This is a genomic window from Mesorhizobium sp. M1E.F.Ca.ET.063.01.1.1, from assembly GCF_003998155.1.
In the GTDB taxonomy this organism is placed as follows: Bacteria; Pseudomonadota; Alphaproteobacteria; order Rhizobiales; family Rhizobiaceae; genus Mesorhizobium.
Map to the genome: position 1 here is coordinate 42143 of NZ_RZSC01000003.1, position 13226 is coordinate 55368.

At 63.5% G+C, this 13226-nt stretch carries 13 protein-coding genes; 7 read left to right on the forward strand and 6 right to left on the reverse strand.

Translation table 11 applies throughout. The features are described 5' to 3' along the window. Positions 1-19 precede the first annotated feature (19 nt). Positions 20-1327, reverse strand: a complete 1308-nt coding sequence (gene mnmE / locus EOA29_RS01135; protein WP_126095694.1) for a tRNA uridine-5-carboxymethylaminomethyl(34) synthesis GTPase MnmE — start codon at positions 1325-1327, stop codon at positions 20-22. A 76-nt stretch (positions 1328-1403) separates the two neighbouring features. Here mnmE and EOA29_RS01140 point away from each other — a divergent pair, with 76 nt between their 5' ends. Then, on the forward strand, positions 1404-3419 hold the full coding sequence (locus EOA29_RS01140) for a thioredoxin domain-containing protein (RefSeq protein ID WP_126091084.1): 2016 nt from the start codon (positions 1404-1406) through the stop codon (positions 3417-3419). Between the two features lie 171 nt (positions 3420-3590). Here the strand turns inward: EOA29_RS01140 and rho are convergent, their stop codons facing one another. The 3 genes from rho to hemE all read right to left on the reverse strand — a co-directional run bounded on the left by rho (position 3591) and on the right by hemE (position 6602). Beyond that, positions 3591-4856 carry a transcription termination factor Rho gene (gene rho / locus EOA29_RS01145; protein ID WP_126091083.1) on the reverse strand — a complete coding sequence of 422 codons (1266 nt, stop codon included), beginning with the start codon at positions 4854-4856 and terminating at the stop codon, positions 3591-3593. 178 nt (positions 4857-5034) lie between these two features. After that, positions 5035-5577: a protoporphyrinogen oxidase HemJ gene (gene hemJ, locus EOA29_RS01150; protein WP_245464840.1), complete on the reverse strand. Its 543-nt coding sequence runs from the start codon at positions 5575-5577 to the stop codon at positions 5035-5037. Then, positions 5574-6602 (reverse strand): uroporphyrinogen decarboxylase, encoded by a 1029-nt coding sequence (gene hemE / locus EOA29_RS01155; protein WP_126091082.1) that lies wholly within the window; start codon positions 6600-6602, stop codon positions 5574-5576. The genes hemJ and hemE overlap by 4 nt, the downstream gene beginning before the upstream one ends. Before the next feature lie 401 nt (positions 6603-7003). Between hemE and EOA29_RS01160 the strand changes: the two genes are divergently transcribed. The 5 genes from EOA29_RS01160 to dnaQ all read left to right on the forward strand — a co-directional run bounded on the left by EOA29_RS01160 (position 7004) and on the right by dnaQ (position 10887). Beyond that, entirely contained in the window at positions 7004-7825 is an 822-nt protein-coding gene (locus tag EOA29_RS01160; protein WP_126091081.1) for a pyruvate, water dikinase regulatory protein, read from the forward strand. Positions 7826-8072: 247 nt separating this feature from the next. Further along, entirely contained in the window at positions 8073-8672 is a 600-nt protein-coding gene (locus EOA29_RS01165; protein WP_126091080.1) for a Maf-like protein, read from the forward strand. Continuing rightward, positions 8665-9498 (forward strand): shikimate dehydrogenase, encoded by an 834-nt coding sequence (locus tag EOA29_RS01170; protein ID WP_126091079.1) that lies wholly within the window; start codon positions 8665-8667, stop codon positions 9496-9498. The genes EOA29_RS01165 and EOA29_RS01170 overlap by 8 nt, the downstream gene beginning before the upstream one ends. A 10-nt stretch (positions 9499-9508) precedes the next feature. Further along, positions 9509-10105: a dephospho-CoA kinase gene (gene coaE / locus EOA29_RS01175; RefSeq protein WP_126095692.1), complete on the forward strand. Its 597-nt coding sequence runs from the start codon at positions 9509-9511 to the stop codon at positions 10103-10105. A 74-nt stretch (positions 10106-10179) separates the two neighbouring features. Beyond that, entirely contained in the window at positions 10180-10887 is a 708-nt protein-coding gene (gene dnaQ / locus EOA29_RS01180) for a DNA polymerase III subunit epsilon (RefSeq protein ID WP_126091078.1), read from the forward strand. Between the two features lie 322 nt (positions 10888-11209). Here the strand turns inward: dnaQ and secB are convergent, their stop codons facing one another. Beyond that, entirely contained in the window at positions 11210-11710 is a 501-nt protein-coding gene (gene secB, locus EOA29_RS01185) for a protein-export chaperone SecB (RefSeq protein ID WP_126086743.1), read from the reverse strand. Positions 11711-12000: 290 nt separating this feature from the next. Then, on the reverse strand, positions 12001-12495 hold the full coding sequence (locus EOA29_RS01190; protein WP_126091077.1) for an FxsA family protein: 495 nt from the start codon (positions 12493-12495) through the stop codon (positions 12001-12003). A 212-nt stretch (positions 12496-12707) separates the two neighbouring features. Here EOA29_RS01190 and EOA29_RS01195 point away from each other — a divergent pair. After that, positions 12708-13226, forward strand: a 519-nt coding sequence (locus tag EOA29_RS01195; protein WP_127220081.1) for a Tim44/TimA family putative adaptor protein, incomplete at its 3' end; no start/stop codon positions are given.

Sequence of the window (13226 nt, forward strand, 5' to 3'; positions counted from 1 at the left end):
CCTCCGTGTTTCACGTGAATCACTTGCCGATGCAGAACTGCGAGAAGATCACGTCGAGCATGTCCTCGACATCGACCACGCCGACGATCCGCCCGAGCCGATCCGTGGCCAGCCGCAATTCCTCGGCGCGCAGCTCTTGGCTTTGTCCCGCCAGGGCCGCGGCGAGAAATTCCTTCGCCTCTTTCAAAAGCTCGACATGACGGAGCCTCGAAGGCAGGACGTCGCCCGCGTCTCCGATCGCCAACGCAGCGCGGCGGCCGATTTCATCCAGCAGCCCGGAAAGTCCGGTGCCGTCCTTGGACGAGATGACCCAATCATAGGCACCCTCGCTTGCGTGCTTGAGATCGGCCTTCGTCCCGATCTTCAGCAATGGAACCCCTGTCGGGACCGCGCCCACCGGCTGCGGATCCACAATGTCCTCCAACAGCAGGACGAGGTCGGCCCCACCGGCCTTGGCGCGCGCCCTTTCGATGCCGATCGTCTCCACCTTGCCGGCCCTCTCGCGCAGGCCGGCCGTGTCGACAATCCGCACTCGCATCCCGTTGAGATCGAGCACCACCTCGAGCAGGTCGCGCGTGGTGCCCGGCTCGTCGGTGACGATCGCCGCCTCGCGCCGGGCCAGCGCGTTGAACAGGCTGGACTTGCCGGCATTCGGCGCGCCGAGGATGACGACCTCAAAGCCGTCGCGAATGATCTCCGCTGCCTTGAACCCTTGGATGTGACGCCCGACCTCATCGATCATCTTCGCCACGTCGGACCACACCGCCTCCGAAACAGAGCCGGGAACATCCTCTTCGTCGGCGAAGTCGATCTCGGCTTCGATCATCGCCCGCGCATGGATCAGCCGGCGGCGCCAGCTCGAATAGACTTCGCTTTGCGCTCCATCCGCATTGCGCAGGGCAAAACGCCGCTGCGCCTCCGTCTCGGCATTGACGAGATCGGCCAGCGCCTCGGTCTCGACCAGGTCGAGCTTGCCGTTAAGAAAGGCGCGCCGGGTGAATTCGCCGGGTTCGGCGTGCCTGACGCCCTCGATGCCGGTAATCGTCTCCAGCATCTTCGCCGCCACCGCGCGGCTGCCGTGGACCTGGAACTCGGCCACGTCCTCACCGGTGAAACTGCCAGGCCCAGGAAAGAACAAGACAAGGCCGTGATCGATGACCGAAGCGTCGGCCGCTTTAAGGCTCCGCAACATGGCAACTCGATCCTTAACAGGACCGGCGATCGTTTCGACCACGAATCGAGTATGCGGACCGGAAATGCGGATCACGGCGATGCCCGCAGGCAAGCGGCCGCTCGAAAGCGCGACGATTGAATCCTTCGAGGTCATCTGGGAAACCATTTGCCGGACCTGCTGAAGCGCCCTAGCCTTTACCTTGTAAACCCATCATGCCGAGCCGCCCATCGTGACCTTGCCCGCGCGAAACATGCTTGCCGAAGAGGCCAGCCCCTATCTGCAGCAGCACAGCGACAACCCTGTGCATTGGCGGGCGTGGTCGCCGGCGGCGCTTGCCGAAGCCAAAGAATCAGGACGGCCGATCCTGCTCTCCATCGGCTACGCCGCCTGCCACTGGTGCCATGTCATGGCGCATGAAAGCTTCGAGAACGACACTGTGGCCGCCGTCATGAACCGGCTCTTCGTCAATATCAAGGTCGATCGCGAGGAGCGCCCGGACATCGATCAGATCTATATGGCGGCGCTCCATGCGATGGGCGAGCAGGGCGGCTGGCCGCTGACCATGTTTCTCACGCCCGACGGCAAACCTTTCTGGGGCGGCACCTATTTTCCGCGCGAGGCTCGCTACGGGCGGCCGGGCTTTATCCAGGTGCTGGAAGCCGTCGACAAGGCCTGGCGGGAAAAGCAGCAAAGCCTCGCCGAAAGCGCCGATGGGCTGACGGCCCATGTCGAGCAGCGGCTCGCCGGCGCGAAAGGCAAGGCGGTGCTCGATCGCGACACGCTTGCCGATCTCGGCAACCGCATCGGCGGCATGATCGACCGCGATCTTGGGGGCTTAAGCGGCGCGCCGAAATTCCCTAACGCGCCCTTCATGCACAGCCTGTGGCTGTCCTGGCTGCGCGACGGCCAGACCGCGCACCGCGACGCCGTGCTGCTCAGCCTGGAAAAGATGCTCGCCGGCGGCATCTACGATCACGTCGGCGGCGGCCTCAGCCGCTATTCGACTGACGCCGAATGGCTGGTGCCGCATTTCGAGAAGATGCTCTACGACAACGCCCAGCTCATCCGCATGTGCAACTGGGCCTTTGCCGCTGCCGGCAATGACTTGTTCCGGATACGAATCGAAGAGACCGTCGCCTGGCTGCTGCGCGAGATGCGGGTCGACGGCGGCGCCTTCGCCGCCAGCCTCGATGCCGACAGCGAGGGTGAGGAGGGGCTTTTCTACACCTGGAGCAAGGAGGAGATCGAAGCCGCGCTCGTCGACGATTCGGCTCTGTTCTTCCGATATTTCGAACTCGCCGCTCCGCATGGCTGGGAAGGCAAGCCGATCATCCGCCAGACCGAGGAACAGCAGCGCCTGGGCATAGCCGACTGCGCGCGGCTTGCGCCCCTGAAAGCGAAACTGCTTGCCCGCCGCGAAAAGCGCGTCAGGCCAGGCCGCGACGGCAAGGCGCTCACCGACTGGAACGGCCTGATGATCGCGGCGCTCGCGGAAGCGGGGCGCTCGCTTGCACGGGCTGATTGGATCGAGGCCGCGGCAAAGGCCTTCGCTCATATCGTCGAGGCCGGCCAGCACGGGCGCCTGCCGCACTCAATGCTTGGCTCGAAAAAACTCTTTCCGGCGTTGTCGAGCGACTATGCCGCCATGACCAATGCCGCGATCGCCCTGTTCGAGGCAACCAGCGATCCGGCCTATTCGGAGCAGGCCAGGCAATTCGTCGATCAGCTCGACCGCTGGCATCAGGACAGCGAGAAGACCGGCTACTATCTGACGGCATCCGACAGCGGCGATGTGCTGATCCGCATCCGCGGCGATGTCGATGAGGCAATCCCCTCGGCCACCAGCCAGGTTGTCGAAGCGCTGGTGCGGCTCTCCTCCCTCACCGGCGATCCCGATCTTTGGGAAAAAGCCTGGACGACCGCCGAGCACGCCATGGGCCGCGCCGCGCAACAGGCCTATGGCCAGGCGGGCATCGTCAACGCCTGCGCCCTGGCGCTCGAACCGCTGAAGCTTGTCATCATCGACAAGGCAGATTCCTCAATGCTCGTTCCGGTCGCGAATCGAAATCCCGACCCGCGCCGGGTCGATATCGTGGTGCCGGTCGGTACGGAAGCGAATCGAGCGCTTCTACCCGGCGGCGTGCTCCCGCCCACGGACAAGCCCGGCGCCTGGTTCTGCAGCGGACAGGTGTGCCTGCCGGCGGTGACGGGTCCAGAGGAGTTGGAGAAGCTGTTGCGGCGATAGTGCCTTCTCCTTCTCCCCTTGTGGGAGAAGGTGTCGCAGAAGGCGACGGATGAGGGGTGCTCCAGGGAACACCAGCGCCTCACTCCGCTGGAACACCCCTCATCCGTCTCGGCGCTAAAGCGCCGATCCACCTTCTCCCACAAGGGGAGAAGGAGGGCGCTTCGCACCCGATCACGTATTCATCGAATCGAAGAAGTCGGCGTTGGTCTTGGTCTGCTTGAGCTTGTCGATGAGGAACTCGATCGCGTCGGTCGTTCCCATCGGCGCCAGGATGCGGCGCAGCACGAAGATCTTCTGCAAATCCGCGCGCGGCACCAAAAGGTCTTCCTTGCGGGTGCCGGACTTGAGGATGTCCATCGCCGGATAGATGCGCTTGTCGGCTACCTTACGGTCGAGTTGGATTTCGCAGTTGCCGGTGCCCTTGAACTCTTCGAAGATGACTTCATCCATGCGGCTGCCGGTATCGATCAGCGCCGTGGCGATGATGGTAAGCGAGCCGCCTTCCTCGATGTTGCGGGCGGCGCCGAAGAAGCGCTTCGGCCGTTGCAGCGCGTTGGCGTCGACACCGCCGGTCAGCACCTTGCCGGATGACGGCACGACAGTGTTGTAGGCGCGGCCGAGGCGGGTGATCGAATCGAGCAGGATCACGACATCGCGGCCGTGCTCGACCAGGCGCTTGGCCTTCTCGATCACCATTTCAGCCACTTGCACGTGGCGGGCAGCGGGCTCGTCGAAGGTCGAGGAGATCACCTCGCCCTTCACCGAGCGCTGCATGTCGGTCACTTCCTCCGGGCGCTCGTCGATCAGAAGCACGATCAGATAGCATTCCGGATGGTTGGCGGTGATCGAATGGGCAATGTTCTGCATGAGAACCGTCTTGCCGGTGCGCGGCTGCGCGTTGATCAACGCGCGCTGTCCCTTTCCGATCGGCGCGACCAGGTCGATGACGCGCGGTGAGATGTCCTTGCTGGTCGGATTTTCGATCTCCATCTTCAGCCGCTTGGTCGGGTAGAGCGGCGTCAGATTGTCGAAGTGGATCTTGTGACGAATCTTTTCGGGATCGTCGAAATTGATGGTGTTGACCTTGAGCAGCGCGAAATAGCGCTCGCCCTCTTTCGGGCTGCGGATCGGCCCTTCGACCGTATCGCCGGTCTTGAGCGAAAAGCGCCTGATTTGCGACGGCGAAATATAGATGTCGTCGGGACCGGGCAGGTAATTGGCATTGGCCGAGCGCAGGAAGCCGAAACCATCCTGCAGAACCTCGACCACGCCGTCGCCGATGATCTCGATGTCCTGGGCGGCCAGTTTCTTCAGGATCGCGAACATCAACTCCTGCTTGCGCATGACGCTGGCATTCTCGACCTCGAGCGATTCGGCATAGGCGATCAGCTCTGGCGGCTTCTTGTTCTTGAACTCGGTGAGTTTCATTTCTTGCATTAGATAGACTCTGGGTAGGCTTTTGGGAGAAAATCGGCTGGATGCGACAAATGCCGGGCGCGGCCGAAAGCGAAAAAAGGGCGGCGCATGACGGGAAGGAAGACCCGTCTTGTATCGTCGGTCGCCTAAAAGAGCAAGCCGCCTTTTGCGGGGTCTCCTGGCCGAATCCCAGGAAGCCTCAGAACGGCTTCACGATGACCAGGATGACGATGACGACCATCAGCAATGTGGGGATTTCGTTGACGATCCGCCAGTGCCTCGCCGGCTTTTCGTTCTTGTCCCCGGCGAATTTTCTCACCGCGCCGGCGAGGTAGCCATGCAGGCCTGAAAGCAGGAGCACAGCGAGGATCTTGGCGTGCAGCCAGCCGCCCTGAAAGCCGAAACCTTTCCAGGCCAGCCAAAGCCCGAACGCCCAGGTCACGATCATCGCCGGGTTGATGATGCCGCGCAACAGGCGACGCTCCATCACCTTGAAAGTCTCGGACTGCACCGAACCCATCTCGGCGTCGGCGTGATAGACGAAGAGCCGCGGCAGATAGAGCATGCCGGCCATCCAGGAAATCACCGCAATTACGTGGATCGCCTTGGCCCAGGGATAGAAATCGTCCGGTCCGAGCAGGAACAGAAGCCCGGCCAGCGCGAGGAAGACGGCGATGGCGATCGCCGCCCGGCGCATTGCGCCGGCGCCGCCTCCCAGCTCTCCTTTGCCCATCATCGTCATGACGCGCGCCTCACCATTTTCACCATGGCCTCGACATGCGCCACCGGCGTCTCCGGCGTGATGCCATGGCCGAGATTGAAGATCAGGGGGCCATCACCCAGAGTACGAAGGATAGCGTCGACACCGTCCGCCAGCGCCTTGCCGCCTGCCACAAGCCGCAGCGGATCGAGATTGCCCTGCACCGCGCCTTCGCCCTGCAACTCACGCGCCATCGACAGCGGCACGGTCCAGTCGAGGCCGAGACCGGTGATCCCGGTCTTCTTCCGATAATCGCGATAGCGCTCGCCGGCGCCTTTTGGAAATCCGATCACCGGTACATCCGGATGCGCCGCCTTCACCTGCCGCACGATCTCCGCCACCGGCTCGACGCAGAACGCGTCGAAGGATGCCTCATCGAGAACGCCCGACCAGGAATCGAAAATCTGCACCACATCGGCGCCGGCCTCGATCTGGCGGATCAGGTAGGCCGCCGAATGATCGGCGAGTATTTTCAGAAGCCGGGCGAAGGCCCCCGGCTCGCGATAGGCGAAGAGCCGCGCCGGCCCCTGGTCCGGCGTGCCATGGCCGGCGATCATATAGGTCGCGACCGTCCAGGGCGCGCCGCAGAAGCCGATCAGCGTCGTCTCATCCGGCAGTTTCGCGCGCAGCCGGCGGACCGTTTCGTAGACCGGTTCGAGATTCACGTGAAACGTTTCGCCGTTCAGCGCAGCAATCTCGGCCGCCGCGATCGGCTTCAGGATCGGTCCGTGCCCCTCCTCGAAACGGACCTCCCGCCCGAGCGCATCGGGCACGACAAGAATGTCGGAGAACAGGATCGAGGCATCGAAGCCGAAGCGCTCGATCGGCTGCAAGGTCACTTCGACCGCAAGGTCGGGATCGTAGCAAAGGTCGAGGAAGGATCCGGCCCGCTTCCGGGTCTCCCGATACTCGGGGAGATAGCGGCCAGCCTGACGCATCATCCAGAGCGGCGGCGGAGACACCGTCTCGCCCTTGAGGACGTCCAGCATGATCCGTTTCCCAGCCATACAGCGTTCGATCCTTGGGGGCTCTTAAATCAAATATCTATTTTAGAAGAGTCTTCTGATTCTAAGAGTCTGTTGGTTGTGGTGGTTGCGACCTGTCCCGCCTGCCGCTCGAAAAGGCCAGTCAGCATATTGTCGCGCGGCTTCATTCGCACATTGGAGGGGTCTGGGGAAGAACCGGATTCAGGCTTTTGAGTCAGCGGGTTGGCGCCCTTGTTCCGAATTCGGCACTGTGGACGATGCGGACCAAGAAAAGTTGATCCCCAGTTTTGTCCCCAGCGCCCCGACAAAGCCTACAGCAGGGCGAATTGTGGACAAGGTGCCATCTGATACAGTCGCCTTCAGCGCCCCTGTGTTCTTGTCCGACCTTGTCCACAATCACCCACAGCCCGGAACCGACCCTTGTGAACAAACCCCAAAGCTTCTTTCATCTGCACCTGATTTCCGACGCCACCGGCGAAACGCTGCTGGCGGCCGGCCGCGCGGCGTCCGCGCAGTACAAGGATGCGCGCGCCATCGAGCACATCTATCCGCTGATCCGCACGGAAAAGCAGGTCGCCAAGGTGTTCGAGGACATCGAGGAGGAGCCGGGCATCATTCTCTATACCGTCGTCGACCAGAAGCTCGCGCGCAGCATCGACGAGCGCTGCGCGGCCATGGGCCTGCCTTGCGTGTCGGTGCTGGAGCCCGTGCTCGCCGTCTTCCAGTCCTATCTCGGCACCCCGGCCGGCCGGCGTGTCGGCGCCCAGCATGTCCTCGACGCCGAATATTTCCGCCGCATCGATGCGCTGAACTTCACCATGGAGCATGACGACGGCCAACTGCCGGCCAATATGGACGACGCCGATATCGTGCTGATCGGCATCTCGCGCACCTCGAAGACGCCGACCAGCATCTATCTCGCCAATCGCGGCATCAAGACGGCCAACATCCCGATCGTGCTCGGGGTGCCGCTGCCCGAAAGCCTGATCGCCGCCAAGACGCCGCTGATCGTCGGCCTGGTCGCGACCGCCGAGCGCATCTCGCATGTGCGCCAGAACCGCATCCTCGGCAACACCGCCCCCTATGTGTCGACCGACTATATCGACCGCGCCGCGATCAACGAAGAACTCGCCTATGCGCGCCAGCTCTGCACGAAACATGGCTGGCCGATGATAGACGTCAGCCGGCGCTCGATCGAGGAAACGGCCGCGGCCATCGTTGCCCTGCGGGGGAAGACGCGCTAGGGCAGGCGATATAAGTGAGCACCCCGTCCAACACCCCTCATCCGACCGAGCTTCGCTCGGCCACCTTCTCCCACAAGGGGAGAAGGAAGAACGTGGCGCCGGCGTCCCGCAGATACCGCCAGGTGGCGATTTGCAGCGGCGTCAGCGCAGGACTTTCCTTCTCCCCTTGTGGGAGAAGGTGGCTCGGCGCACAGCGCCGAGACGGATGAGGGGTGCTGGACGGATCGCAACCGTTGGGTGAACCAGCATGGCCGAGAAAATCATCCTCGCTTCGGGCAGCCTGTTCCGTAAGGCGATGCTCGTCAATGCCGGGCTCGACATCGAGGCTGTTCCGGCCGATGTCGACGAGCGCGCGCTCGAGGCGCCCTTGCAAGACAGCGGCGTGTCTCCCGAAGATGTCGCTTCGATCCTTGCCGAAGCCAAGGCGACCGAAGTCAGCGAACGCAGGCCTGGCGCGCTGGTGCTCGGCTGCGATCAGACGCTGTCGCTCGGCGACGAAATCTTCCACAAGCCGGCCGACATGGAAGGAGCGCGCAGCCATCTCCTGGCTTTGTCGGGCAAGACGCATCAGCTGAACAGCGCGGCGGTGCTCTGCCGCGACGGCGAGGTGCTGTGGCGGCATGTCGGCGTCGTCAGCCTCACCATGCGCAAGCTCGATCCCGCCTTTATCGGCCGGCACCTGGCGCGCGTCGGCGCCAAGGCGCTGGCAAGCGTCGGCGCCTATCAGATCGAGAGCGAGGGCATCCAGCTCTTCGAAAAAATCGAAGGCGATTATTTCACCATCGTTGGGCTGCCGCTGCTGCCGCTGCTGAAGGAGCTGCGCGCGCTGGGGGCGATCGATGGTTGAGAAAAAGGCCTTCGTCACCGGACATCCGATCGCGCATTCGCGTTCGCCGAAGATCCACGGCTACTGGCTGGCGAAATACGGCATCGACGGCAGCTATCGGGCGATCGATGTCGTGCCGGAGGATTTCGCGGCGTTCCTGAAATCGCTCGGCGAGAATGGCTACCGCGGCGGCAACGTCACCATCCCGCACAAGGAAGCCGCCTTTGCCTTGGTCGAGCGCCGCGACGAGGCGGCTGAAGCGATCGGCGCGGTCAACACGCTGTGGCTGGAAGATGGCGTCTTGTGGGGCGGCAACACCGATGGTCTCGGCTTTGCCGGCAATCTCGATGACTACGCGCCGGGCTGGGCGGGCAATGGCCCGGCCGTGGTGCTGGGCGCAGGCGGCGCGTCCCGGGCGGTCATCCACGCGCTGAAGGCCCGCGGCGTGAAGGACATCCGCATCGTCAACCGCACGCTGGCGAGGGCGCGGGAACTTTCCGACCGCTTCGGCGCCGGTGTTTCCGCGCATGGCGCCGGCGCCGTCGGCGAACTGCTTGCCGATGCCGGCCTGCTCGTCAACACCACGGCCCTCGGCATGCACGGCAACGAGACGCTCGCCGCCGATCCGGCGGGTCTGCCCGGCCATGCCATCGTCACCGACATCGTCTATGTGCCGTTGGAAACGCCGTTGCTTGCCGCCGCCAGGGCTCGCGGCCTGAAGACGGTCGATGGTCTCGGCATGCTGCTGCATCAGGCCGTGCCCGGTTTCGAGCGCTGGTTCGGCAAGCGGCCGGAGGTCACGCCCGAGCTGCGGCGCATGATCGTCGCCGACATCGAAGCGCATTGAGATGGCAGCCATGATCGTGCTCGGCCTCACCGGATCGATCGGCATGGGCAAGTCGACCACGGCGAAGATGTTCGCCGATGCCGGCGTGCCGGTCCACGATTCCGACGAGACCGTGCATCGTCTTTACTCAGGCAAGGCCGCGCCGCTGGTCGAAGCGGCGTTCCCCGGCACGACGAAAGCGGGCGTGGTCGATCGTGCCAGGCTGGCGGAAAAGGTGTTGGGCGATCCCGCCGCGCTGAAGAAGCTGGAGGCGATCATCCATCCGCTGGTCCGCGCCGACGCCGATGCGTTTCTTGGCCTGCATCGCGCCGCCGGCGCGCCGATCGCTGTGCTCGACATCCCGCTTTTGTTCGAGACCGGCGGCCGCAACCGCGTCGACAAGGTCGTGGTCGTCACCGCGCCGGCCGAGATCCAGCGTGCCCGGGTGCTGGCGCGGCCCGGCATGAGCGCGGCTAAATTCGAAGCCATCCTCGCCAAGCAGGTGCCGGACACGGAAAAGCGCCGCCAGGCCGATTTCATCGTCGACACCGGGCAAGGCTTCGATGCGGCGCGCCGGGCGGTCGAGGCGATCGTCAGCGAACTGACAGGGGATAAGGCTCGCTCCTGACTCTTGCTGTCAGCAGTCCCCATTGCCATTTTGTTCTGGTTTATGATTCTGCTCTTTGGAGCGGACTGATTCGAATGCGTGAGATCATCTTCGATACGGAAACCACCGGCCTCGATTTGCGCGACGACCGCATTATCGAGCTCGGCGGCGTCGAGCTGGTCAACCGCTTCCCGACCGGCCGCACCTTCCACAAATTCATCAATCCGCAAGGGCGCGCGATTCATGCCGAGGCGCAGGCCGTGCACGGCATCAGCGCCGCCGACCTGGTCGGCAAGCCGACCTTCACGGAAGTCGTGGAGGAGTGGCTGGCCTTCACCGACGGCGCCAAGCTGATCGCCCACAACGCCACGTTCGACATCGGCTTCCTCAATCTCGAATTCGGCCGGCTCGGCCATCCGGCCATCGACGGCGCCCGCGTCGTCGACACGCTGGCGCTCGCGCGCCGCAAGCATCCGATGGGCCCGAATTCGCTGGATGCGCTCTGCCGGCGCTACGGCATCGACAACACCCGACGCACCAAGCACGGCGCGCTGCTCGACTCCGAATTGCTGGCCGAGGTCTATATCGAGCTCATCGGCGGCAAGCAGGCGGCTCTTGTCCTCGACGCCGTCGCGATCCAGATGAACGGTGCCGGCGAGGTGGCAGACATCGACATCTCGATCGGCGCAAGGCCGATCGCCCTGCCGCCGAGGCTGACCGAGGCGGATCGGGCCGCTCATGCCGGTCTTGTCGGCACGCTCGGCGAGAAGGCGCTGTGGTTGAAGGTGGCGGTCGCGGGTTGAGCGGGCGCTCTGGCGCCGACGTTGGAGATCAGCCGAATCGCCCATCCCTTCGTCATACTCGGGCTTGACCCGAGTATCCATGCCGTGACCCTCGCCGTAGAGTGCAACGGTGCAGAATTCTGTAAGCGCAGCAACGCCTTAGCATAACGGCATGGATTCTAGGGTCTGCGCGCGTCGCTCCGCTCCGTGCTCCGCCCCAGAATGACGACCGGCAAGACGGGCACGGCCAATCGCGAGCGTCGGCGACTGCTCGCAGGGCCTGACTAACAAAAAAGCCCGGCACGCGGCCGGGCTTCTGATAAGGGGTGCGGCAGAGCCTTTCTCAGCTCACCTGGACCTTCGCCGCGGCCTGGTCCTCGGCGATGCGCTGCTGGAACATCTGCGCGAAATCGATCGGGTCGAGCATCAGCGGCGGGAAGCCGCCGTTGCGGGTGGCGTCGGCGATGATCTGGCGGGCGAAGGGGAACAGCAGCCGCGGGCATTCGATGAACAGGATCGGCAGCATGTGCTCCTGCGGGAAACCGCTGATGGCGAAGACGCCGCCATAGACCAGCTCGACGTTGAACAGCACTTCCTGGTCGAAGGAGGCCTTGGCGTTCAACGTGAGATTGACATCGAACTGCTTGTCCGAAAGCGGGTTGGCGTTGACGTTGACATTGATGGCGATGCCGGGCGCCTTGTCGCGGCCGCGCAGCGAATTCGGCGCGCCGGGGCTTTCGAAGGACAGGTCCTTCACATACTGGGCAAGCACGTTGAGCGAGGGCTGTGCCTGGTTGCCGTTGCCGTTGGCGGCGCCTGCCGCGGCGTCATCGTTGCTGGCCATGAGCCTTTGTCCTTTTGCCTGGGCAGCATTGCTGACCGGATTGAAATCGGGGGTTCGCTACCATGGTCGGCATGACAAGACAAGTTTTGCCGCCGTCACGCATGTCGCCCAAAAGTGCGTAGCGGTTTTGGGATAACGACATGCGTCATGCAAGAACCGCATGTCGCCCAAAAGTGCGTAGCGGTTTTGGGGTAACGACATGCGTCAGGCAAAAACTGCAGGTCGTCCAGACTGCGCGGCGGTTCCGGGCAATGACGTGCACGAGATAGCAGACGAGCCTACATCCAGACCTAGTCGTCTTTCAGCCGACGCCAAGGGGAATTGTGGTCCGGCCCGCGCTTGTAGTCGTCGCGCGAATAGTCGCTGTCGTCGAGATCGATCACCTTGTCGCGGCCGCGGGCGGAAAAGCCGCTGCTGAAGCTCGTCGCCATCACGATGCGGCTCTTCAGCAGCCGCCAGGCGAGATCGCGCACAGGCGGCAGGAGCAGCAGGATGGCGAAAATGTCGGTGATGAAGCCCGGAATGATCAGCAGGATCGCCGCCAGCACGATCATCGCGCCATGCGCGAGCTGGCGGCTGGGGTCGCGTCCGGCATCCATTTCCGCCCGCACCCGCGCCATCACCCCAAAACCCTGATGGCGAAGCAGCAGGCTGCCGGCAATCGTGGAAAGCACGACCAGCGCAACCGTCGCCAAAGCGCCCACTTCGCGGCCGACGATGACGAAGCCGGCGATCTCCAGCAGCGGCAGCAGGAGCAGGAACAACGGGAAGAGTGAAACGCGCAAGTCTTGACCGATCGCTTTCTCTTTTGCGGGCCCGCGGGCAATCGCCGCTGGCACCGGGGCCAATAGATAGGTATGGCTGCCTTTGATTTGAATGATTGCGCCTGCCGTTCTATATGCTTTGGGTGTTGAATGCTATGCGACCGCCGCCTTTGTGAGCCTCCGGGCGAGGCTCTGGTGGTCCGGCCTGGACAGGGATGGAATTGGCGGAAGATATGGGTTTCTTCGACTTCGGCACGATTTTCTTCTTGATTGCGGCGGTTGTGATCTTCTTCCAACTGCGCAACGTGCTGGGCCGCCGCACCGGAAACGAGCGCCCGCCCTTCGATCCCTATTCGGCGAGCCGCACGCGCGATCAGGACGCTGCGCAGAAATCCGAGAATGTGGTGTCGCTGCCGCGCAAGCGCATGCCGGGCGAGACGGCGGCCGAGACCTATGCCGCGATCGACGCCTTCGCCAAGCCTGACAGCGATCTCAACAAGGGCCTGCGCACGATTAAGGACAGCGATCCGTCCTTCGATCCGAAAACCTTCGTCGACGGCGCCAAGATGGCCTACGAGATGATCGTCATGGCCTTTGCCGATGGCGACCGCAAGACGCTGAAGAACCTCCTGTCGCGCGAAGTCTATGACAGCTTCGCCGCCGCGATCGGCGAACGCGAGGCGAAATCGGAAAAGATCCAGTCTTCCTTCGTCGGCATCGACAAGGTCGATGTCGTCGCCGCCGAGATGAAG

Excerpts from the sequence above, each read along its gene's own strand:
- mnmE (WP_126095694.1), bottom strand. The coding sequence starts at position 1,327 with ATGACCTCGAAGGATTCAATCGTCGCGCTTTCGAGCGGCCGCTTGCCT.
- rho (WP_126091083.1), bottom strand. The coding sequence starts at position 4,856 with ATGCAAGAAATGAAACTCACCGAGTTCAAGAACAAGAAGCCGCCAGAG.
- hemJ (WP_245464840.1), bottom strand. The coding sequence starts at position 5,577 with ATGACGATGATGGGCAAAGGAGAGCTGGGAGGCGGCGCCGGCGCAATG.
- hemE (WP_126091082.1), bottom strand. The coding sequence starts at position 6,602 with ATGGCTGGGAAACGGATCATGCTGGACGTCCTCAAGGGCGAGACGGTG.
- EOA29_RS01165 (WP_126091080.1), top strand. The coding sequence starts at position 8,073 with ATGGCCGAGAAAATCATCCTCGCTTCGGGCAGCCTGTTCCGTAAGGCG.
- EOA29_RS01170 (WP_126091079.1), top strand. The coding sequence starts at position 8,665 with ATGGTTGAGAAAAAGGCCTTCGTCACCGGACATCCGATCGCGCATTCG.
- coaE (WP_126095692.1), top strand. The coding sequence starts at position 9,509 with ATGATCGTGCTCGGCCTCACCGGATCGATCGGCATGGGCAAGTCGACC.
- dnaQ (WP_126091078.1), top strand. The coding sequence starts at position 10,180 with ATGCGTGAGATCATCTTCGATACGGAAACCACCGGCCTCGATTTGCGC.
- secB (WP_126086743.1), bottom strand. The coding sequence starts at position 11,710 with ATGGCCAGCAACGATGACGCCGCGGCAGGCGCCGCCAACGGCAACGGC.